Here is a 21,322-nt window from a genome sequence, read left to right as displayed (position 1 = left end):
ATCATTTAAAAAGCATGAAAAAATTATATTTTATTGCCATTTATCCCCCAAAGGAAATCATAGAAGAAGTCAAGGTTTTCAAAAGGGATCTGGCAATTTATTATGATAATTCAAAGGCTTTAAAAAATGAGGCACATATTACACTTTTTCCTCCCTTCTCACGAGAAGTTGAGCTGGAGAGTGATATTCACATTGCTTTTCAGAAAATCAATACCGCAATGGATCCTTTTGATATTGAACTGAATGGCTTTGGAAGTTTTCCCAATCCTAAAAGTCCCGTACTATTTATTCAACCAGAAGAAAGTATACATTTGACAGAGCTTTATCACAGCGTAAAGCAACAGTTTAATTTTGCAAAATATTCTTTCACGCCCCATATGACGGTAGGATATAGAGATTTGACCTGGGAAAATTATCTCAAAGCCTGGGAAAAATATAAAGAACAGGAATATCAAACTAAATTCTTAGTTGATAAAATTTTATTGCTGCGACATGAGGGAAGGTGGGTTCCTATTGCGGAAAAGAAATTAGGAGCTAATTAAAAAAAATCGGCCTTATGAGCCGATTCTAAATAAAATTTATTCCTTTATGATTTTCTGCGAAATAATCGGTTGATCATCCTCTACAACATTCAGTATATACGAACCTGAGGAAGCACTTTTGATATCGACCCATAAAGTGGAAGAATCCTTTAACTCAGACCTTGCGGGAATCAGTCTACCAGAAGCATCATAAATTTCAATTTTGATATTTTTTGAAAAATCCTGTTTTCCTCTGATATAAAATACCCCGTCTGTAGGATTAGGGTAAATACTGAATCCTTTTTCTCTGGCAACAACTTTAGAAACTTTAAGCCCTGATTTATTAAGCGTCCAGCTAATATTGGTAAAGTGTAGCGTACTGTGATTATTTACTTTTAACAGAGGGCTGTTATCTGTTACCGAAAAAAGCAATGTATTATTTCCACTGTTAAGCTGACCGGGAGTGATCGTTATGGTATTAGCCGTTGCGCTCAGAGCGGTTCCGTTCAGTTTCCATGAATTAACAAGCGTATTGGGATTGGGGAGAATTTCATTCACGGTAAAAGTGATATTGGAATTGGCATTTAATGTTGCATTATTAGCCGGAGTATAAGAATCTACCGGAGAAACTAAGGAATGAATTTTCTCCACAATAGCTTCTTTACAAACTGAACAAAACTGTTGATTAAGATATCTCATCTCACAGCTCTGATGTGGTCTGAACCAGCTGGGGCTTTCCGTGTAAGGATATACTCCAACACTGTTTACTCCAACCCAGTTTTTCCATTTTACAGTGGCAGTATTAGAGTTCTGTGTCTTATTGGGAGATTCCCCGGAACCCGCGAACCAATATTCATCGGCCAGTTTTCCAAAAGAATGTCCCAGCTCATGCACTACAATTTCATTGGAAGAACTATTAAGAGAGGCAAAGGCATATGCACCACCACAACCTCCATATTCAGTAGAATTTCCCAGAACATAGGTAATGTCATAATCCGGAACATTAGCCGCTAATACTTGCCCTACTTTATTTGTTGTACTGCTGTAAATACATCTGTGAACGCCAGTATCAAAACTCGACCCGAGATAATTAGTGGGATTAGAAACCGGTATTACAGGCTCTGTAACATCTGTAGCTGTCCCCGGATGCTTCACTCCGGATTGAGTAGAAATCACTTTAACCGCATAAGCATTAAAATAATTTTTATATTCTTTGTAAGGCGTTTTTGTAAAAAGATAATTAACCGTTGACTGAGCTGACGAAACAAAAGATGCTTGTTGTGCACTTGTAAAGCCATCTCCTAAAACAGCAATAATGATCCTTTTATCATTCGCACCACTTTGTAAAAGAGAAACTTTGTCAAATACCTGTGCGAAGCAGTTGCTACCGATAAGAATGGATAATAAAATTTTTTTCATGATTATAGTTTTTGAGTGAATAATAATTGTACACCGTCTTCTGCAACTTTTTCAATTTTTACAGATTGGATATTTTCAGAATAAGCAAACCTGATACTGAATTCAGCATTCGGAAGCGAAGCTTTTTGCCTGGAAATACCTTCCTTCTCGTACACTTCCAGCTCAGGATGTAAAGGGTCTTTGATAAGTTGTTTGGAAATTTCTTTTCCACCTGCTTCCTCAACAGTTACAATAAAATCTCCTTTTTGGACTTCATCTCTGTTAAAGGAAGGAGTAACTTTCAGTCTTCCGTTCAGAATTTTGCTTTCCTGCAGAACAATTTTTTCACTTCCGAACCGGTCTTTATCTGCCTTAAAAAACAAATACATAATCCGATCTCCTTTGTATACGCTGTTTTCTATGGCCACCCGCTCATTTTGAGTTAATTCACTCTCTTTCTGAAAACTACAAAACAGAAAGATGGGAACACTTAATACATTAATTAAATTTTTCATGATCATTTTTTATTAAAATTAAGAAAGATTTCAACACAAATCACCATTCTTTGATTTTTTTTCATTATTAAAAAAGATTTAGAAAAACCTATCTTTGCAGCAATGATTTCAGAGAAAATAATTTTAGGTATTGACCCAGGCACCACCATCATGGGATTTGGTATTATTTCCGTTAAAAGAGGTAAAATGGAGATGGTATCCATTCATGAACTTATATTAAAGAAGTATCCTAACCATGAAACAAAACTCAAGTATATTTTTGAAAGAACACTATCACTTATAGATGAGTTCCATCCTGATGAGGTAGCATTAGAAGCTCCTTTCTTTGGTAAGAATGTACAAAGTATGTTGAAACTGGGACGTGCCCAGGGGGTAGCAATGGCCGCCAGCCTTTACAGAAATATTCCCATCACAGAATATTCTCCGAAAAAAATCAAAATGGCAATCACCGGCAATGGTAATGCCAGTAAGGAACAGGTGGCAGGAATGCTCCAAAACCTCCTCAATCTAAAAGAGTTCCCAACAAAATATTTAGATGCATCCGATGGGCTTGCTGTTGCAGTATGTCATCACTTTAATTCCGGAACGATCACTGATACAAAATCTTATTCCGGTTGGGAAAGTTTCCTGAAACAAAATCCTGATCGGTTAAAATAAAAAAAGCCCTTTTTCAAGGGCTTTCAAATTTTAGTTATTTAAGAATTTCTTGGATTCTTTTTTAGTTTTATCAGAGTAATTGATAATAAATGCTCCCTTAGGAAGCTCTCTTTCTATCTGAACTTCATTTGTTTTCGAATTTCCTTTTTGGATGAGCTTACCACTCAGGTCATAGATTTGGTAATCTCCAAATATCTCATTTTTATTTCCGCCCAATTTTAGTTTATTCTCAGATTTAAGGTATACTAATTTTGACTCTGCAGCATTGTTTTTACTATCTGAAGTCCCCAAAGAACCAACAAGTTTTACAGCATAATCTTCCATTTGTCCATATTGCAATTGAGAGCAAGGAGTAATGTCGGGAAGAGTTGTACCACCATATGTAGCAGCATCTACAGCAACTCTCATTCTTAGGTAAGTATCAGTAACAGCCCCGGCAGGAGGCGTAATAGCAGCAGTGACAGTAGTTCCTGCTCCCGATGCCATGGCGGTCGCTGAAGTATTATTGATTACCAACTCAGCTTCTTCAAAAGATCCGTTGTTATTGTAATCTATCCAAACTTTTGTTTTGAATTTTTCAGCCTGTGAAAACCCGTTTTCAAGATATACTTTCAGATCTGTACTGGTATTCATCGGAATGTCAGTATAATAAGCAGGTCTTATACAAGTCGCCGCAGCATAATCTTCATAAAATTTCGGAGCCGGTTCATCTGAGTCATATCCGTTTGTCATACTGGCAATTCCTCCAAACTGAACTTTTGTTGGTCCGATGGCAAAATTATTATTGGTAGGATGCGCAGTTCCTGTCGGATTACATTGTGAGGCTGCAATAGTAACAGGAGATGGTACTACCACAGACGGATCCTGACCGGCTGTAGAGTTTAGCAAATTCTTTCTGTATTCCATCATCAGCATAATGGCTCTGTCTCTTTGCCCTGCTGTGAATTTTCTGTTTGTATTGGAATAGTTCATAATATTATACTGAACTCCCTGATAATTGACCCCTGTACATGGATTGATAGCCGAATTTGACGGTGCCGGGAACTGATAATAAGCAGCACCGGACACTTCTGTATCACAAACCTTATCATTATCTACAGTACAATCGGTCTGCGCTGGTGGGCAATATCCCGTCGTTCCACTCTGAGCAGCATAATTTCCTCCCTGAAAAGTATGATATAATCCAAATGAATGTCCTAACTCATGGGTAAGCGTGGTGTCATTCTGATTGGTAATCGTTGCCACTTTCATGAAACTTTCATAAAAATAATCATAGGTCTCCGGAAATCTTGCGTATCCCATCAATCCACCTGAACTTTGTTGCTGACCATTAAATCCAATAACAACGTAAATATTAAAATATGAAGTTTCCGGCCAATGGGGTGCTAATGTTTTAATATCAGCATCACTTGCACCGCTTCCACTTGCTCCCTGTTTTACCCCACTTGTATCATAAGAAGTAAGAGTACTTCCATTATATCTCACAATACCTGTAGTGGCAGTACATTGTGGATTTCTTTTTGCCAGCACGAGCTTAAAGGGAACAACATTTCCCCCATCAACCCCGGGGCCTTCCGGATAAAATCCGTTTCCATAAGTCGTTGCATACATTTTATTAGCCCTGTCAATCCAATCTTTAATCTGCTGATCGGTTAATTTCAAATTGGCATTAGCTGTAGCGTTGGATTCAATAACATGTACAACTACCGGTATTTCGTACACCTGACCGGCATATAATCCGTTCCAGGAAGTTCCCCCGCCTACTTTATTCAGATAAGACTGCTTATCAATATTTCTCAATTTTTGTTCTACTTCTTCTCTTCTTTTCTTCAACTCAGGGAATCTTGCGTCCATACTTCTTAAGTCTTCATCAAAACCACAGTAACGTTCCTGAACCTGAGAAAAAGCATTAATACATAGTAAAACTCCTAAAACAGTAGTAATTCTTTTCATTTTTAATATTTTTTTTAATTAGAATTCAGCAAAAGTATTATTTTGCAATCAGATCATCAAAGAAAAATATATTTTTTTTTGATTTTTTAATGATTTGCTTTAGTTTAAACAACATTTTACACAGTTGATTAAACTCATCAATATAGTTACTTGGTAAAACATATTACTATCTTTTACATTGGTATGATTTTTAATGCTACCTTTGTATAAATTTTCAATTATGAAAACAAACCAACAAACTATAAATCAAACGAATCATAAAATAAACTGGTTCCAGAAGTTTCTGATGGTATGTTCCGGAGGAAACATTCATATTTTACGAAAAACACCAAGCGAATGGAATAAATTTTCAGGGATTGGGGGAATTGTACTTTTTACGGCAGTTTTTGCAACTCTTTCTGCAGGATATGCCATGTACACCGTATTTGATAATATTTGGGCAGCCACCGGGTTCGGAATCCTCTGGGGATTAATGATCTTTAATCTGGACAGATATATTGTTTCTTCAATAAAAAAAACCGGAACATGGTGGAATCAAATCCTGATGGCTATTCCCCGTTTGGTATTGGCCACATTTTTAGGAATTATTATTTCTAAACCTCTGGAGCTTAAGATATTTGAAAAAGAAGTCAACAAACAATTGAATACGATCATTCAAAGGAATAAAAAACAACTTCAGGGTGAGATGAACGGAAGAATTCTCCAACAAAGCGGACCGTTTGAAACAGAAAAAAAACAAATATCTGAAAAGATTGCCCAGTACCAGATGGCCTACGACTCTGCTTCTGTAGAACTTGAAAAGGAAATCCTTGGGAAGCAGTCAGGATTAACCAGTGGTAAGGAAGGATTCGGCTCGAATGCTAAACGTAAACAGGAATTAAAAGAACAACGAAGACAGGATCTTGAGAACTTCAGAAAAGAATCTGCCCCCCGATTGGACTATCTGGATAAAGAAATTTCTAAGGTATACACCAACCTGGAAACAGAAAGAAAATCTACAGAAACTTTTGAAGATAAGTTTAATGGATTTGCTGCAAGGCTCCAGGCTTTGGATGAGCTTGGCAAAAATTCGGCAATCATAGGTCTGGCAGCTGCATTTATCATGGGACTATTTATTTGTCTGGAGATTTCCCCTGTTTTGGTAAAACTGATTTCTCATGTGGGACCTTATGACTATCTCCTTGAAAAAACAGAAAACGATTTCAGGTTATATTCTAAAGAAAAAATTGAAAAAGGAAATGTGTTAACTGATTTCCGCATTGAAGATTTTAAAGATAATTTAAAAAAATAGTGTATTTTTCACACATGATTATTAACAAAGAAGAAATCAAGAAGAAAAAGAAGAAACTGGATGATTGCAAAACCTTTCTGAAGAAGGAATTCATCGGGATTGATAAGATCATTGATGATATTATGGAATACACTCAGATTTGGTATCTTATGCCTGAGATCCTGACACGTCCGGTTGTGATCAATCTATGGGGAATGACAGGTGTAGGAAAGACAGATCTGGTAAGAAAACTGGTTCGTTTTCTCGAGTTTCAAAATCGTTTTGTAGAAATTGAACTCAGTAATACAGATGAAACTTCCTGGAGCAAAAGTGTTGCAGACATATTCCAAAGCAATGGCCTGAGTGACGAAAAACCCAGTATTGTTCTTTTTGATGAAATTCAACGTTTTAATACTATTGATCCTGATGGTCTTCCGGTTCCTCAGACCAAGTTCACAGACTTCTGGGAACTTTTGAGTGACGGACGTTTAAGCAAGCGGGAACGAGAGGATCTTGAACATTATCTTTTCTCTTATCTTTTACGTAAAAAGGAGAATGACAGACGCAAATTAGGTGGTGAAACAGGGCTGGACGAAAATCCTTATCTTAATCTATGGGATGCAAAAGAGCTCAAAAAATACCTCAGCATGGAAGATGATGTGATGAGCATTATCGACATGAAAGAGGAAGATATGATTAAGTTGATCCGTAAAAAACAAAAAGAGAAGAAAATTTACGAGCCTGTGAATTACAGCAAAATGCTGATCATCATCAGTGGAAATTTAGATGAAGCTTTTCAAATGTCTAAAGAAACCAGTGAAGCAGATATCGATGCCAATATCTATCACGCTTTTACTAAAAAAATAACGGTTGTAGATATTAAGAATGCCTTATCCAGAAAATTCCGCCCCGAGCAGGTCGCCCGATTTGGTAATATTCATTTGATTTATTTTTCATTAAAAACAGAAGACTTTGAAAAGCTTATCCAAAGGGAGATTAATAATCTGAAACATAGTACAAAGACAAAGTTTGGGGTAAGCTTAAAAATAACCAAGAATATCAATCACCTTATTTACAGAAATGGTGTCTTTCCTGTACAGGGAGTTCGCCCTGTATTCAGTAGTGTTGTTGATATTCTGGATACCAACTTAAGTAAGTTCCTTTTTGAGGCAATTATTCATGAAGACTTGTCTATAGAAATTGATTATTCTGATACTCAAAAAGTCATTTCAGGAAAAATCGGAACCCGGGTTATTGAAATTCCTTATCTCGGAAAGATTGATAAAATACGTCAATCTAACCTTGAGGATGCAGTCGCCAACATCAGTGTTCATGAATGTGGCCATGCCGTTTCATATATGCTGTACACAGGTTTTGTTCCCTTACAGCTTAAAAGTAAAGTAGCCAGCAGCTATGCAGCGGGATTTACATTTCCACACCAAATCCACGACACTAAAGAAAGTATCCTGGACAGAATCAAAATTTACCTGGCAGGAGGAATTGCCGAAGAGATTATATTTGGTGAAAAACATGCCAGCATCGGGAGAAGCCATGACCGTGAACAAGCCACCGCACTTGCTATAGACTATATCCGAAAATATGGCTTTGAAGATGTTTTTCAAACTACCTATAATCTTGAAGACTATGCCCACAGAATGCAGCAGCATATCACTGACGAAAGCATTGAAAATTTAATGCAACAACTTGCCCGAAAGACCAGAGAAGACCTTATTCTTCATTTTGATTTATTAAAAACCATGAGTAAAATACTTAGTGAAAAAGGTAGTTTACAACCTAGAGAAATATATGATATAGCCACTAAGCATCAATTAAAAGTAAGTATTAAAGAAGAAGGTTTTTTGCATATTTCCAACTATCGTTCCTTACTTAATGATTAGAGAAAAAATCTATAATAAAAAGAATATCCATTAATAAAATCTAACCTTTTAGTTAAAACTAGAAGGTTTTTTGTTTTTATTTACTATTATATATGAATATTTCATAATTTTATAGTACTAAAACTTCCCATCATGAAAAATTTACTTTTTGCATGCACGCTGCTTATCTGCAGTGCATTTGCCCCTACCCTAAAAGCTCAGGGATCAGATCCTTTCTTAGGACAAATTGCATTCGTTCCTTATACTTTTGCACCAAAAAACTGGGCAGAATGCAATGGACAGATACTTCCAATAGCACAGAATCAAGCACTTTTTTCTCTATTAGGAACCACTTATGGCGGAAATGGCACCACAACATTTGCCCTGCCGGACATGAGAGGCAGAGTCCTTATTCACAATGGCCAGACCTCCGGAGGTGGAACAACCTATACCATGGGAGAAATTGGAGGTATTGAAAATGTAACTCTAACGATAACACAAATGCCAGCCCACAGCCACACTGTAAATGCTGTAACCGCTGAAGGAAATCAGAATTCACCGACAGGAAACCTTCCTGCAGACACTAAAGCTCTTGATAAGGAATATTCAGACACTGCAGGGAATACCACCATGAAAAGCACCATGATCAATCCTGCAGGAGGAAGCCAGCCTCATGAAAACAGACAACCGTTTATCACCTTGAAATGCATTATTGCATTAGCAGGAATCTTTCCATCCCAAAATTGACAGGCTATGAAGCTATTTTACCTCTTAAGTCTGATTTTCGGAAGCTCAGTTTTCGGACAGACTATAACGTTTAACGGATGTCATAATTTATTTGATAATCAGAATTTTATCTTCAACAAAACAGGCGTTGACGCTAACAATAAGAATATCTATATAACGACACCTATCGACGGGCAGCCTTGTGGAGGGTTAGGAACCTGTGAATTTAAAATTCAATGGAATAATACATTAACAAGGTGGGAATTTCTTGCTGATGAAGGCAATGGAACATTCACAAGCCCCTATCTCATGTATTACAATTCTACAGGAACCAATACTCTTTCAATACCTCCGGGTAATAATGTGGGATTATGGGTTGAAAACACATCAATTACCACGGGACAATGTGGAGGCAACCTTAGTATTGGCAATTCTACCATGACAGGCGATGTACAGAGTCCTTCTCTGGGAGTTTCTGAAATCAGCAAAAGTAAAATCCAGATTTTCCCTAATCCTGTTTCAGAGATCATCCGGATTTCAGGAATCGAAAACGGACAGACTGTTCAGATTTTTGATGCCAATGGACGGCTTATATTATCTGAAGCATTCGATTCTAAAATTAATGTTTCACAACTTACATCTGGAATGTATGTTATGAAAGTTACGACTAAGGATCTTCAGCATCATGAATTTAAGTTCATAAAAAAATAAATTCCGAAAGCTTATTCATAAAATTTTGGGGAATATTTTTTGCTGTCATTTCAATATGCCATCAAGTGTAGTTAATCATTTTATCTATTTTCCTCAAACTGAAATATTAAGGATTATATATCAGTCTGGATCTGTTTATGATTATCTTCAAGTACCAGCTGATATTGTTGAAAAATTTGCAAAAGCAAGATCCAGAGGTTCTTTTTTAAATAAAGTAATCAAGCCCGGATATAAATATATCAAAATATCATAAAAAATGCCTCCATTTTTTGGAGGCATTCTTGTTTTATTGTATGATCAGAAATTACTTAATAATCAATTTAGAAGTTTTGTTTTCTTTTCCGTTAGAAACCTGAACCATATAAACTCCTTTTTCAAGTTGTTGGTTTACTTTGAAAATTCCGTTTCCTTCTTCAGTTACAGACGGGCTTGCTACTAATCTTCCTGACATATCAGAGATAGAAACTTTTAAGTTTTTAGCATTTTTAGCCTTAATGAAAACTTTATCTCCAGTAGCTACCGGGTTAGGATAGATTACCAGATCATCCTTATCCGCTTTCACTTCAGTTGTCGCAAGGTTTTGTACTAATCTTACAGAATAGTCTTCGATCTGTCCGTACGTCAATTGTCCACATGCTGCATTTGCACCTCCCATATCAGCAGAAACTCTCATACGAAGTGGAGTATCCTGTACAGCCGTTACCGGAGGTATAAAGTTAGCGGTGAAGTTTCCATATCCTCCTGCTCCAGCCGGAACGTTATCACCTGAAGCTACTAATTCATTTGCTTCAAAAGCCCCGTTATTGTTATAATCGATCCATACTCTTATCGATTGATCTGCGTTGGTAGCTTTTAAGAATCCAACCTGAACAGTTTGTTGTTGCCCTACTACTAATGGTGTATAAGAATTAGCAAGACAAGCTTTGGTAGTATAATCTACATAGAATGCAGGAGCCCCCGGCCATGTTGCGGCAGAAGAATTATTGATCTCGCCTAATTTAACAAATGTAGGTCCTGCAAGATATGCGTTTGCAGTACTAGGGTTAGCAACTCCTGTAGGATTACATGTAGCAGCAATAGGAGTAGTTGATACTGATGTTCCAGAAGGGGCAGTAGCTCCTTTAGAAGTTGTTAAGCTGCTTCTGATGAGCATGAAGAAATCTTCAATTCTATTTCCTTGTCCGGCAGTAAACTTCTGAGCAACGGTATTTGTATAGTTCATCATATTATACTGCACTCCCTGATAATTTACACCAGTACATGGATTGATAGTCGAATTGGAAGGAATAACAGGCCAGAATGTATAAGCACTTCCTGCTCTTTCAGTATCACATACCTCATCATCATCCTGGTCACATTGTCCTGTTGTTGGTGGGCAATAGTCGTTATCACCCGGAACAGCGTCATATCTGCCTCCGTCAAAAGTATGATATAATCCCATCGCATGTCCAAATTCATGGGCGAATGTCGTATCATGAAGATTGGTTACAACTCCTGTCTTCATAAAAGATTCGTACCCTGCATCACTACTGTTCGGGAATGCAGCAAACCCCATAAGACCTGCATTGGGAGTATTACTTGCGTCAAAGGTAGTAATTACATAAATATTAAAGTATGATGTCTCCGGCCAGTGAGGTGCTAGTCCTTTGATAGCCGCTCTGGTCGCTCCATTTGTTGTCTGATAAGCCATCCCGGAAGTAGTATACCCTGGTAATGAAGTACCATTGTATCTTACAATACCGGTAGATGCATTACAGTTAGGATCTCTTTTTGCTAAAACAAGTTTAATCGGGAAAACTGCTGAAGTTCCAAAATCAGCGGGAGTACCTGCTGCAGGCCAAGGATATGTACCTGCGTACATTTTATTAGCATTGTCCAACCAGGTCTGGATCTGAGCATCTGTTCTTGTATAAGAGGCATTATTCCCTTCAATTACATGAACTACAACAGGAATTTCATAAACTCCATTTACATTTTTACCTGTAGCAGATAGCGGATTCGCTTTTTTTTCAGCTTGTATTTTTTTGATTACTTTATCAAAAACCTGTCTTAGGCCAGGATTTTCCCGATCCTGTATTTTTAAAGCTTCATCAAAACCACAAATTTTTGACTGTTGTTGCTGTTGTTGTGCAGTCAGAGAAAGCGAAAGCGATAATAGCGCCGCTCCATAAAGGAAAGTTTTCTTCATTTCATTAATTTTTAAAAAGTTTTTAAATTTTCAATATTTTTGGTTTTCCCTATACTTGCTTTTATTTCATCACACATAAAAAGCAAATAGAGATTAAAATTTCAATAGTTAGTCGAATAAACTACATTTTCGTTACATACATAGATTTATTTTTTTTATAAAATTTCAAATCACCAAGCTTAAATTCATCAACTAAAAAACTAATTTAAATCAAAATACATAATTTCACCACATTCCAACTTAGCCATAAGTATGAAAAAGACAGCATTATGGCTAATAAAAAAAGCCATACACGTATGTATGGCTTCTTTATTATTTTAGTATTGCTTATAAAGAATAATTCGGAGCTTCCTGTGTAATGATTACATCATGAGGGTGAGATTCTTTCAAACCGCTTCCTGTAATCATAACCAATTTGGAATCTTGTTGCAGAGCCTGGATATCTTTAGCTCCACAATATCCCATACCAGCTCTTAAACCTCCTGTTAACTGGAAAATCACATCTTCCAATTTTCCTTTGTGAGGTACTCTTCCTTCAATTCCTTCCGGAACAAATTTTTTAGCCTCACTTTGGAAATATCTTTCTTTTCCTCCTCTCTTCATGGCAGAAAGACTTCCCATTCCCTGATAAGACTTGAATTTTCTTCCCTGGAAAATAATTTCCTCACCCGGGGCTTCATCAGTTCCTGCCAAAAGTGACCCTAGCATTACTGCTCCTGCACCACTGGCAATTGCTTTTACAATATCACCTGAAAGCTTGATTCCTCCATCAGCAATTACAGTTACATTTTGAGACTTCGCATACTCATATACATTATAAATAGCGGATAACTGAGGAACTCCTACTCCGGCAACAACTCTTGTTGTACAGATAGAACCAGGTCCGACTCCTACTTTCAGAACGTTTGCACCTGCTATAATAAGGTCTTTTGCAGCTTCAGCCGTTACAATATTACCTCCTACAATATCCAGATCCGGGTATGCTTTTCTGATTTCAGAAATTTTGTCTAAAACTCCCTTAGAATGCCCATGTGCAGAATCAATTGCTACAATATCTACTCCAGCTTTCACAAGAGCTTCAATTCTATCTAAGGTATCTTCACCAACACCTACTCCGGCACCTACAATAAGACGACCATTTTGATCTTTATTGGCATTAGGATACTCTAACTGATTGTCGATATCCTTGATGGTGATTAAGCCTACAAGTTTGTTGTCTTTATCTACAATAGGTAATTTTTCTACTCTGTTTTTAAGAAGAATTTCTTTTGCTTTTTCAAGATTGGTATCTTTATCAGAAGTGATCAGATTATCTTTGGTCATGATCTCTTCTACTTTCATACCAAGATTTTCCTGATATTTTACATCTCTGTTGGTGATGATTCCGATTAAAACGTTATCAGCATCTACAACCGGTAAACCTGAAATTTTATATCTTGACATCATCTCTTTAGCCTCTCCTAAAGTATGATCTTTGGAAAGGGTTACCGGATCAGAGATCATTCCGTTTTCGGAACGTTTAACTCTGTTGACCTGAGCAGCCTGCTCAGCGATTGTCATGTTTTTGTGAATGAAACCTAAACCACCTACTCTTGCCAGAGCAATCGCAAGATCTCCTTCAGTAACTGTGTCCATCGCAGCAGAAACTATCGGAACATTCAGCGTGATTTTGTCGGTAAGTCTTGATTTTAATGATACCTGATTAGGTAAAACTTCTGAATAAGAAGGGACTAGAAGAACGTCATCGAAAGTGATGGCTGTCTCTACAATTTTGTTATGAATAGACATCTTTACTTTCTTTGCAAAATTAGGTTATTTTGACGACATATGAAAATCCTTTTTAATAGTTTACATAAAATTTAATAATCAATAAGTTAAATCGAAAAAACCGTTCATTTTCATGAACGGTCACTGTACAAAATAAATTTAGTTGTATAGAAACTACTTATTAGGTTTTAGTTTTTATCCTTAGTATATATGATTGGTTATTGAACCGGATTGCCATTTTCATCCAATTTCTCGATGTGAGTCTGGTTATTTTTATCAACGTATAATTTTAATCTTACTTTTCCTTTGGTATCGCGGATGAATACTCCTACATCTCCATTTGCTGTTTTTCCTGCGAAAAATCTTTCATTTCCAAGCTTTCCTTCCTCTCTCAGTTTGGCATATGCTTTTTTACTTATATCGGGATTATTAAGCTTCTTAAGCGAATCATCAAACTTAATAAGGGTCTCTAAAGGAAAATCGTCCGGACGATCCCAAAGTTTTAGGCCGTAAACTCTGTTTTTTTCCTTTCCGGATTTTTCAAAATATTGCAGCTGCATAATCTGATCAGTTTTTCTTTGATCTACAGAATATACCATTCCGGATTCTTTTTCATTGGCATCATAGACAAGTCCTCCACATTCATCACCTAATGAATTGAAAAAAATAAGCCCTGCTTCTCTTTCCCTGGGTTTCAAATCTTTATGATTGAGACTTCCCGGATGTTGGCGTTCTTTATTACTAATTACCATTTTTAGGGTACCATCTTTTTCAACAATATTGATTCGTTCTACGTCTATTTCTTTAAAACGCTCATTGGAATACTGATTTTTAAAGGCAAGAAAAAAAAACAGAATGCACACGAATGTAAGCGAAGCTGCATATATTTTAAGAATTCGTACTTCTCTTACTAGTTTTTCCATAGCAATATTAGTTTTTATTGTTGGGAGATTATTTATCTGAAACGGAATTGATCATTTGGGAAATATCGTTGGCCGTGAAATTTCCCTTCACATCTACAAATACCAATTCTTTATTTGAATTGACCGTGATCAGCATATTTTTAATAGCGTCACCATCTTGTTTTACCCGTACATTTACATTATCCCCGTCATGTTTTATAGTAGCCCAGTCTTCGTAATGATTATTATTAAGATATCTGGCATAATCACTCAACATTTCCCTGCTTCCATTTTCAACGGTGAGAATTTTTATTTTTGAAATTTTCTTTACAAGAGCAATGAGTTCCTCACTTTCTCCATCTTCTTTTAAAGCTTTCTTAATATAGGGCTTAGCCAGAAGCATAGGTACATTAAAACTTGTAAATTTAGCTCCTTTGAAATCATATTCTGAGTCAGAGAAAAAACCCATATTCGGCTTTTCTGAAACGATACAGGATTGAATCATACTGATCATCAGAATAGCAAGGAAAATGCTTTTTAAAGTTTTCATGGTACGTTTTTTTATTCAATTGGCCTTAGACTTCCTCCTGAAGTTTTACTGATATTGGATTCTATCTCCGGTCTTCCTCTATATTTTACCAACCCTCCTGAAGAGGCTCTTACTTTTAATTTATCCGATACGCTTATTGAAAGATTCCCTCCAGATGTTGCTTCTGTTTCAAGATAGCTCAACTTCAGATCTTCAGCTTTACATACTGCTCCACTGCTGATATCAATAGTTCCGGAATCAGCTTTCCCGTTCAGACTCATACTGGAACCGCTTGAACTTTTCACTGCAATATTTGCTGTTGTAACTCCTGCTCTGATATTTGCCCCTGAAGATGCAGAAATTTCGGTAGCTCCGGCAATTTTAAAATCACCTGTTACATTTGCTCCTGAGGAAGCTTCAATTCTCATATCTCTTTCTGAAATAGAATTCACTACAGTAAAGTTTGCACCGGATGACACATCAACACTGCTCATTCTCGGAGAAGAAACATTAACGCTTAGATTTTTAAATCTTAAATTTCTCACTCCTTTATTATCGATATAAATTCTCAATATTCCGTTTTCTACTTTTGTAATGATGTATTGCAGCTTATCAGAATCTGCAATAACTTTTACAGTGGTTGGATCTTCCTGCTTGAATACTACATTCACTCCTGTGCTCACCTGAATTCCTGAAAACTTTCCAACATTTCTCGCTTCACCATTCAAATAGGAAGAATGTCCTTCTGATGTCACACTGCTTCGTGTAGTGCTAACGATATTCTTTTTAGTTTCACTGGAACTGATAATTTTACTCACATCATCCATCGAAAGTTTTCCGTCAAGCATTACAAAAATGCTTTCTCCGCCTCCACCATCAATACTTAGCAGGAGATCATCTAAAATACCATTCTTTGCTTCTGCGGAAAGGAATTTTATTTTGGCACCTGAATTATTCACAGACATGATTTCGTTATAATTGAGATTTTTCAGATAGGAAGAAATATCCTTGCTTAGCTGAGATAAATTACTCTGAACTCTACGCCCATCAGAAGTATTTGATTTTTCAGGATTTTCTGTAATCAGAATTTTCAATCCGTTAATTTTGGATAACAACGGTTTAATCTGATCAAGTTGTGAATCATCAATATTCAAACTGCTTAACATACCGAACATCGGCTTGGCTATTTTAATAGAAGTTACACCTTCTACTTCCTGATATTTTTCGAAAAGCTGGTCAAATTTATCTTTTTGCCCATATACATTAAAGAAATGGGAAAAAGCGAGTGCGAATATTATGAATAGTTTTTTCATGAGTCAATTTTATTTTTTTAAATGATGATGGTTTACAGATCAGATGGGTCTCTTTTTCTGCTAATAATCATCGTCCACCACTTTAGGTTGTACCAATTTTTCACTAACGTTATTTGCAAATATCTGGAATGAATACTTAGTCACATTGATTGCTTCTTCTACGTTATCGATTCTTTTGCCATTTACTATAACATAAGAATTTTCATATCCTGTAGAATCTTTTGAAGTTTTATTTTTAAAAGAGGAATTATCCACATATCTTGGTTTTCTCTCTTTTTTCAGTCTTCCTCTTTTGGGAAGAATCTCATCCAACACATCTTTTTCAGCGACATGATTCTCCTGGAAGATTGAGTCTTTTTTAGTTCCTGAAATGGAATCGGTATGATTAACAGCTACCTGAACCTGATGATCATTATTCTCTTTTATAAAATCAGATTTTTGTCTCAACACCTCATCTTTTACCAGTTTTTCTGTCCCCTGAGCGCCTGTTTTCGTATCGTTATTGTAAAAGAGAAAACCGATACTGAAAAGCAGCAATACGCTGGCTGCCATCCAGAACCATTTAGGGAAGGAGGGCCTTTTATTTTCTTCTAATGGAATAATTGGGGTAGCATCATTTTCAGATTCTTTACCTTCTGTCTTCTGAAGAAAGTCTTCGAAGCTCCAATCCATTTTATCTTCCCTGATATCCCGAAAGATTTCATCGTATTTATCTTGTAATTGATCTTTTTTCATAGCTCATCAGTTGTGAGATTTGTTCTTTTACTTTTTGTCTTGCCCGCATAAGGTTTACCCTTACTGCATTTTCCTCCATTTCCAGCATTTCAGAAATTTCGGAAACATCGTACTCTTCTACATCTTTCAAATGGATAACCATTTTCTGCTTTTCCGGGAGCTGATTGATAAATCCTACAATATGTTCTTTAAGGTTATCCACTTCCATACTATAAAGCTCTGACCGGTGAAGCTGCATATCTGCAAAACCTATCTTCACATCGTGATGTTTCAGCCGGTTGAGACATTCGTTCTTAACAGATTTAAGCGCATAGGATTTAAAATTTCCGAATTGCTCTAATTCATCTCTCTTCTGCCAGAATTTCATCATCAGATCCTGCACAACATCTTCTGCTTCATCACTGCTCATGACGAACCTTTTCGCAAAACGATACATCTCGTCTTTGAGAATAAACACCGTATTCTTGAAAGTTTCTTGGGTCATGAGTTTTGTTTCTTATAGGTAAGACAACTGCTGTTTCAAATCTATTACATCAAAAATAAAAAAAACTTCAATTTTTTTTGAAGTTTTTTATTTTTCGCTTAATAGGTATCAAAAATATGTTTCAGAATCGCTTTATCCTGCTCTGTTAAAGCCACTTTCCTTCTGGCCATTGCCCGCTCTGCTACTTCATATACTTTATCGAGTCTGAATCTTTCATCATCCTTTAGCCCACCCCATGAAAAGTTTTCTACAAGATTGGGTGGAAATCCCGGTTTGAAAATATTGGAAGCAACTCCTACAACAGTTCCTGTATTTAACTGGGTATTGATTGCCGTTTTGGAATGGTCCCCCATAATCAGTCCTGCAAATTGCAATCCGGTATCTTCAAAAGCTTTGGTCCTGTAATTCCAGAATTTCACATGTGCATAATTATTTTTCATATTGGAAGAATTGCTGTCTGCTCCGAAATTACACCATTCTCCGATCACGGAATTCCCGACAAAACCTTCATGTCCTTTGCTCGAGTAACCAAAAATAATAATATTATTCACCTCTCCCCCTACTTTACAGTGAGGTCCCACCGTAGTGGCTCCGTAGATCTTAGCACCTAAATTAAATTTAGATTCATCACACAATGCGATAGGACCGCGAAGGTGACAACCTTCCATAATTTCTGTATTTTTTCCGATATAAATTTTACCGGTTTTTGTATTGATTGTTGAAAATTCAATAGAAGCACCTTCTTCAATAAAAAGATCTTTTTTATCACCTAAAAAGCCATTTGTTGAAGACAATTCCTGTGAAGTTTTCCCCTGAGTCATCAAATCAAAATCAAAATTGATAGCATGGTGATTATAGGTAAAAAGGTCAGCCGGTTTTTTAAAGAAAATAAGATCTTCTTTAATATCAGTCATTTTTTCAATCTGATGTAAAGAAAACCCTTTCATATTAATCTTTGCTGCTACTAATTCATCTTCATACACCAATGCTTCTCCCTGCTTCAGCTCTTTAATTTGTTGAATAACGGTTTCTGTAGGTAAGAAATTAGGAACCAGAAAAAGGCTTTCTTTTTCTTCAGGAGCATTGAATTTATCCTGAAGATATGTTTCTGTAAAATAAGAAACTTCTGTGTTTTCAAGAATTTTTTGCCATCTTTCAGAAAATGTCAGAATTCCGCATCGCATCGCAGCAACGGGTCTGGTAAAAGTAAGCGGAAGAAAATCTTCCCAATATTGTGCGTCTGAAAATACTAATTGCATTTTTTGATTTTTTAACTGGAGATTTTATACTCCGGGAGTTACATTTGGTTTCTAAATTGTGTCTTGAACAAAAATACAAAAAGATGGGAGAAGTTGAGATAGAAGATAAGAGATAATAGACAGACAACTCTCAATATCTATATTCCGGCAAAATACTAGGTTTGGGCTAAAGCCAGTGGAATTTTTATTTATTGTAAGTGGACTAAAGCCCATTTCTATTGAATTTAAAACAACAAAAAAGTCTTCCAGAAAATTGGAAGACTTCTATATTTTTAAGTTACAAAAAATTACTTAGCGAACTTTTTGTATTTGTTCATGAACTTATCAACTCTACCTGCAGTGTCAACTAACTTAACTTTACCAGTGTAGAAAGGGTGAGAAGTTGAAGAGATTTCCATTTTGATTAGTGGATACTCTTGTCCTTCGTACTCGATAGTGTCTTTTGTTTCTGCAGTAGACTTGCAAAGAAACACCTCGTCGTTACTCATATCTTTGAAAACAACAAGTCTATAATTTTCTGGGTGAATTCCGTTTTTCATAATACTATTTTTAAAAAAATTAAAGTTTGCTTTCGAAATAGTAATGGATATTTCTCTGCTAATTTTAGGTTGCAAAAGTACAACTTTTTTTCTAATTTCCAAATATGGATTTCAATATTTTTTTAAAGATAAGAAATTCAAAGTATTTTCGTTAAATTTGGAACTTACTTAAACTTTAATTTCAATGAAATTCAAATTATTACTGGCTTTTTGTTTCTGGATACTACTTGTAACAGTATCATGTAATAAGGATGATATTACTTTTGATGCGCCTTCACAGCAATTAAGATTTTCAAAAGATACGGTATTTTGTGATACGGTATATCATCAGGTACGTTCAGAAACCTACGTTGTAAAAGTATATAATAATGAGGATAAGGATATTCTGATCCCAAGAATCAATCTTGAACAGGGAGCTACTTCATTATATAGAATCAACGTAGACGGAAAACCTGGATATGATTTTAAAGATGTTCCTTTAAGAAAAAAAGACAGTCTTTTTATTTTTGTTGAAATTTCTCCTCAAGCTACAGGACCTGAAGCGATTGCTGAAGACAAAGTTGTTTTTTCCGGCCCTGCCGGACAACAGCATGTGACGTTATTTTCCGTAGTTCAGGATGCGGAGTTTTTTATTCAGACCCCTACAAATCCTAATGTCATCAGTAGTTCCACCACCTGGAATAACAATAAGGCTAAGATCATCTATGGGAATCTTACCGTCAACCCTAATGTAACATTGGATGTAGACCCGGGAACGAAGATATATTTCCACAAAAACAGTGGGATGAAGGTAGCCTCCGGAGGGGTTTTAAACCTTAATGGAACAATGGATCAACAGGTTATCATTCGCGGAGACCGAAATGATACTAAATATGATACGGTTCCTAAAAACTGGAATTCTATCAAAATGGAGCCAAGTTCTATCCTTAATATGAATCATACGAGACTTTTCGGAGGAACTAAAGGACTTGAGATGAAGCAAACCACGGCAACCATTACCAATTCATTTATCCATACGTTCCTTGATTACGGAATCTATGCGGTAGGATCTACTGTAAAAGCCAATAATTTAGTAATGAATAATTGTGGATTGGCATGTATAGGTATATTCCGAGGAGGAAATCACACGTATACGCATGCGACGATAGCGAACTATTCTAAGTCAATGAGCCAGTTTGACAGAAATGGAGTTTTTGCTACCAACGAATGGAAAAATGATGCAGGACAAATAGAGCAAGGGGCTTTACAACAATTGAGTATAAAAAACAGTATTGTATATTCTGACAGAGATAATGCAGTACAGGTTGAGCCGACTTCCGGTCAGCAATTTGAGTTTTTAATTCAGAACTGCCTTATTAAATATTCAGGAAAATCGGAATCAGGTTATACTTTTGATAACAGCAGCAACGTGGTACAAAGTATTAAAAATGAGGATCCGCAGTTTGTCAATTATTTCATGGCTAAAATGAATCTTCGGGTAAAATCAACTTCTCCGGCAAGAGGAAAAGGAAATGTGGGGATAGCAGGAACGGTACCAGTTGATATCGTAAATGTATCCAGAACAACCAATCCAACTCTGGGAGCTTATCAATAATGGAAATTACACAATTACAGCAACAGGTCGATGAGTGGATCAAGACCATCGGCGTACGATATTTTAATGAACTCACCAATATGGCGATGCTGACAGAAGAAGTCGGTGAAGTTGCCAGAATCATAGCGAGAAGATATGGTGAACAAAGTGAAAAGGAAAGTGATAAGAGCAAAGATTTGGGAGAGGAACTGGCAGATGTACTTTTTGTAACCTTATGTCTGGCCAACCAAACCGGAGTGAACCTGCAGGAAGCTTTTGATAAAAAAATGAAAATAAAAACTGATCGCGATAAGGAACGTCATCAGAATAATGAAAAATTGAAGTAGAGACTTCAGATACCAGAGATCAGACATCAGACTTTGACAGCTTGTAATCTGACATTTA

At 36.3% G+C, this 21,322-nt stretch carries 21 protein-coding genes; 9 read left to right on the top strand and 12 right to left on the bottom strand.

Features of this window, described 5'->3' with window-relative positions; genetic code table 11:
* The first annotated feature begins 14 nt into the window (after nt 1-14).
* Nucleotides 15-542, top strand: a complete 528-nt coding sequence (locus C1631_RS07440) for a 2'-5' RNA ligase family protein (protein ID WP_103247956.1) — start codon at nt 15-17, stop codon at nt 540-542.
* 36 nt (nt 543-578) lie between these two features.
* Here C1631_RS07440 and C1631_RS07435 read toward each other — a convergent pair whose 3' ends face one another.
* Together C1631_RS07435 and C1631_RS07430 are read right to left on the bottom strand one after the other, a co-directional pair.
* Complete coding sequence (locus C1631_RS07435; protein WP_103247955.1) at nt 579-1,940, bottom strand: T9SS type A sorting domain-containing protein; 1,362 nt, start codon at nt 1,938-1,940, stop codon at nt 579-581.
* 2 nt (nt 1,941-1,942) lie between these two features.
* Nucleotides 1,943-2,434, bottom strand: a complete 492-nt coding sequence (locus C1631_RS07430) for a hypothetical protein (RefSeq protein WP_123966622.1) — start codon at nt 2,432-2,434, stop codon at nt 1,943-1,945.
* Between the two features lie 102 nt (nt 2,435-2,536).
* Here C1631_RS07430 and ruvC point away from each other — a divergent pair, with 102 nt between their 5' ends.
* On the top strand, nt 2,537-3,091 hold the full coding sequence (ruvC, locus tag C1631_RS07425) for a crossover junction endodeoxyribonuclease RuvC (protein WP_103247951.1): 555 nt from the start codon (nt 2,537-2,539) through the stop codon (nt 3,089-3,091).
* A gap of 30 nt (nt 3,092-3,121) precedes the next feature.
* Here ruvC and C1631_RS07420 read toward each other — a convergent pair whose 3' ends face one another.
* Nucleotides 3,122-5,044, bottom strand: a complete 1,923-nt coding sequence (locus C1631_RS07420; RefSeq protein WP_103247950.1) for a zinc-dependent metalloprotease — start codon at nt 5,042-5,044, stop codon at nt 3,122-3,124.
* A 220-nt stretch (nt 5,045-5,264) separates the two neighbouring features.
* Between C1631_RS07420 and C1631_RS07415 the strand changes: the two genes are divergently transcribed.
* The 5 genes from C1631_RS07415 to C1631_RS07395 all read left to right on the top strand — a co-directional run bounded on the left by C1631_RS07415 (nt 5,265) and on the right by C1631_RS07395 (nt 9,881).
* Nucleotides 5,265-6,335, top strand: coding sequence for a DUF4407 domain-containing protein (locus C1631_RS07415; protein WP_103247357.1), 1,071 nt, complete (start codon nt 5,265-5,267; stop codon nt 6,333-6,335).
* A 14-nt stretch (nt 6,336-6,349) separates the two neighbouring features.
* Entirely contained in the window at nt 6,350-8,212 is a 1,863-nt protein-coding gene (locus C1631_RS07410) for an AAA family ATPase (protein WP_103247356.1), read from the top strand.
* 132 nt (nt 8,213-8,344) lie between these two features.
* Nucleotides 8,345-8,938 (top strand): phage tail protein, encoded by a 594-nt coding sequence (locus C1631_RS07405; protein WP_103247355.1) that lies wholly within the window; start codon nt 8,345-8,347, stop codon nt 8,936-8,938.
* A gap of 6 nt (nt 8,939-8,944) precedes the next feature.
* On the top strand, nt 8,945-9,628 hold the full coding sequence (locus tag C1631_RS07400) for a T9SS type A sorting domain-containing protein (protein ID WP_103247354.1): 684 nt from the start codon (nt 8,945-8,947) through the stop codon (nt 9,626-9,628).
* Nucleotides 9,629-9,683: 55 nt separating this feature from the next.
* Nucleotides 9,684-9,881: a KTSC domain-containing protein gene (locus C1631_RS07395; RefSeq protein WP_103247353.1), complete on the top strand. Its 198-nt coding sequence runs from the start codon at nt 9,684-9,686 to the stop codon at nt 9,879-9,881.
* 51 nt (nt 9,882-9,932) lie between these two features.
* Here the strand turns inward: C1631_RS07395 and C1631_RS07390 are convergent, their stop codons facing one another.
* The 9 genes from C1631_RS07390 to C1631_RS07350 all read right to left on the bottom strand — a co-directional run bounded on the left by C1631_RS07390 (nt 9,933) and on the right by C1631_RS07350 (nt 19,344).
* On the bottom strand, nt 9,933-11,816 hold the full coding sequence (locus C1631_RS07390; protein WP_103247352.1) for a zinc-dependent metalloprotease: 1,884 nt from the start codon (nt 11,814-11,816) through the stop codon (nt 9,933-9,935).
* Between the two features lie 327 nt (nt 11,817-12,143).
* Nucleotides 12,144-13,604 carry an IMP dehydrogenase gene (gene guaB / locus C1631_RS07385; RefSeq protein WP_103247351.1) on the bottom strand — a complete coding sequence of 487 codons (1,461 nt, stop codon included), beginning with the start codon at nt 13,602-13,604 and terminating at the stop codon, nt 12,144-12,146.
* Nucleotides 13,605-13,801: 197 nt separating this feature from the next.
* The gene (locus tag C1631_RS07380) at nt 13,802-14,506 is read right to left on the bottom strand and encodes a hypothetical protein (protein ID WP_103247350.1); all 705 of its coding nucleotides are present in this window, start codon (nt 14,504-14,506) and stop codon (nt 13,802-13,804) included.
* Between the two features lie 28 nt (nt 14,507-14,534).
* On the bottom strand, nt 14,535-15,035 hold the full coding sequence (locus tag C1631_RS07375) for a DUF4252 domain-containing protein (RefSeq protein WP_103247349.1): 501 nt from the start codon (nt 15,033-15,035) through the stop codon (nt 14,535-14,537).
* 11 nt (nt 15,036-15,046) lie between these two features.
* Nucleotides 15,047-16,327 carry a DUF4252 domain-containing protein gene (locus C1631_RS07370; protein WP_103247348.1) on the bottom strand — a complete coding sequence of 427 codons (1,281 nt, stop codon included), beginning with the start codon at nt 16,325-16,327 and terminating at the stop codon, nt 15,047-15,049.
* A 60-nt stretch (nt 16,328-16,387) separates the two neighbouring features.
* Nucleotides 16,388-17,062, bottom strand: a complete 675-nt coding sequence (locus C1631_RS07365) for a hypothetical protein (protein WP_185144654.1) — start codon at nt 17,060-17,062, stop codon at nt 16,388-16,390.
* A complete protein-coding gene (locus tag C1631_RS07360; RefSeq protein WP_027375401.1) occupies nt 17,037-17,546 on the bottom strand; it encodes a GFO_1088 family ECF-type sigma factor in 510 nt (169 codons plus the stop codon). Before C1631_RS07360 ends, C1631_RS07365 begins: the two co-directional genes overlap by 26 nt.
* A gap of 98 nt (nt 17,547-17,644) precedes the next feature.
* Nucleotides 17,645-18,805 (bottom strand): putative sugar nucleotidyl transferase, encoded by a 1,161-nt coding sequence (locus C1631_RS07355; protein WP_109711525.1) that lies wholly within the window; start codon nt 18,803-18,805, stop codon nt 17,645-17,647.
* 287 nt (nt 18,806-19,092) lie between these two features.
* Nucleotides 19,093-19,344, bottom strand: a complete 252-nt coding sequence (locus C1631_RS07350; RefSeq protein WP_002976190.1) for a type B 50S ribosomal protein L31 — start codon at nt 19,342-19,344, stop codon at nt 19,093-19,095.
* 184 nt (nt 19,345-19,528) lie between these two features.
* Between C1631_RS07350 and C1631_RS07345 the strand changes: the two genes are divergently transcribed.
* Both C1631_RS07345 and C1631_RS07340 read left to right on the top strand, forming a co-directional pair.
* Complete coding sequence (locus C1631_RS07345; RefSeq protein WP_103247346.1) at nt 19,529-20,938, top strand: hypothetical protein; 1,410 nt, start codon at nt 19,529-19,531, stop codon at nt 20,936-20,938.
* Nucleotides 20,938-21,264, top strand: coding sequence for a nucleotide pyrophosphohydrolase (locus C1631_RS07340; RefSeq protein WP_034731670.1), 327 nt, complete (start codon nt 20,938-20,940; stop codon nt 21,262-21,264). The genes C1631_RS07345 and C1631_RS07340 overlap by 1 nt, the downstream gene beginning before the upstream one ends.
* The last annotated feature ends 58 nt before the right edge of the window (nt 21,265-21,322 follow it).

This window comes from Chryseobacterium phosphatilyticum, assembly GCF_002899825.2.
Lineage (GTDB): Bacteria > Bacteroidota > Bacteroidia > Flavobacteriales > Weeksellaceae > Chryseobacterium > Chryseobacterium phosphatilyticum.
Note: the sequence above shows the minus strand (reverse complement) of the source record. Positions and strands in the feature narration are given on the sequence as shown.

Excerpts from the sequence above, each read along its gene's own strand:
- C1631_RS07440 (WP_103247956.1), top strand. The coding sequence starts at position 15 with ATGAAAAAATTATATTTTATTGCCATTTATCCCCCAAAGGAAATCATA.
- C1631_RS07435 (WP_103247955.1), bottom strand. The coding sequence starts at position 1,940 with ATGAAAAAAATTTTATTATCCATTCTTATCGGTAGCAACTGCTTCGCA.
- C1631_RS07430 (WP_123966622.1), bottom strand. The coding sequence starts at position 2,434 with ATGAAAAATTTAATTAATGTATTAAGTGTTCCCATCTTTCTGTTTTGT.
- ruvC (WP_103247951.1), top strand. The coding sequence starts at position 2,537 with ATGATTTCAGAGAAAATAATTTTAGGTATTGACCCAGGCACCACCATC.
- C1631_RS07420 (WP_103247950.1), bottom strand. The coding sequence starts at position 5,044 with ATGAAAAGAATTACTACTGTTTTAGGAGTTTTACTATGTATTAATGCT.
- C1631_RS07415 (WP_103247357.1), top strand. The coding sequence starts at position 5,265 with ATGAAAACAAACCAACAAACTATAAATCAAACGAATCATAAAATAAAC.
- C1631_RS07410 (WP_103247356.1), top strand. The coding sequence starts at position 6,350 with ATGATTATTAACAAAGAAGAAATCAAGAAGAAAAAGAAGAAACTGGAT.
- C1631_RS07405 (WP_103247355.1), top strand. The coding sequence starts at position 8,345 with ATGAAAAATTTACTTTTTGCATGCACGCTGCTTATCTGCAGTGCATTT.
- C1631_RS07400 (WP_103247354.1), top strand. The coding sequence starts at position 8,945 with ATGAAGCTATTTTACCTCTTAAGTCTGATTTTCGGAAGCTCAGTTTTC.
- C1631_RS07395 (WP_103247353.1), top strand. The coding sequence starts at position 9,684 with ATGCCATCAAGTGTAGTTAATCATTTTATCTATTTTCCTCAAACTGAA.
- C1631_RS07390 (WP_103247352.1), bottom strand. The coding sequence starts at position 11,816 with ATGAAGAAAACTTTCCTTTATGGAGCGGCGCTATTATCGCTTTCGCTT.
- guaB (WP_103247351.1), bottom strand. The coding sequence starts at position 13,604 with ATGTCTATTCATAACAAAATTGTAGAGACAGCCATCACTTTCGATGAC.
- C1631_RS07380 (WP_103247350.1), bottom strand. The coding sequence starts at position 14,506 with ATGGAAAAACTAGTAAGAGAAGTACGAATTCTTAAAATATATGCAGCT.
- C1631_RS07375 (WP_103247349.1), bottom strand. The coding sequence starts at position 15,035 with ATGAAAACTTTAAAAAGCATTTTCCTTGCTATTCTGATGATCAGTATG.
- C1631_RS07370 (WP_103247348.1), bottom strand. The coding sequence starts at position 16,327 with ATGAAAAAACTATTCATAATATTCGCACTCGCTTTTTCCCATTTCTTT.
- C1631_RS07365 (WP_185144654.1), bottom strand. The coding sequence starts at position 17,062 with ATGAAAAAAGATCAATTACAAGATAAATACGATGAAATCTTTCGGGAT.
- C1631_RS07360 (WP_027375401.1), bottom strand. The coding sequence starts at position 17,546 with ATGACCCAAGAAACTTTCAAGAATACGGTGTTTATTCTCAAAGACGAG.
- C1631_RS07355 (WP_109711525.1), bottom strand. The coding sequence starts at position 18,805 with ATGCAATTAGTATTTTCAGACGCACAATATTGGGAAGATTTTCTTCCG.
- C1631_RS07350 (WP_002976190.1), bottom strand. The coding sequence starts at position 19,344 with ATGAAAAACGGAATTCACCCAGAAAATTATAGACTTGTTGTTTTCAAA.
- C1631_RS07345 (WP_103247346.1), top strand. The coding sequence starts at position 19,529 with ATGAAATTCAAATTATTACTGGCTTTTTGTTTCTGGATACTACTTGTA.
- C1631_RS07340 (WP_034731670.1), top strand. The coding sequence starts at position 20,938 with ATGGAAATTACACAATTACAGCAACAGGTCGATGAGTGGATCAAGACC.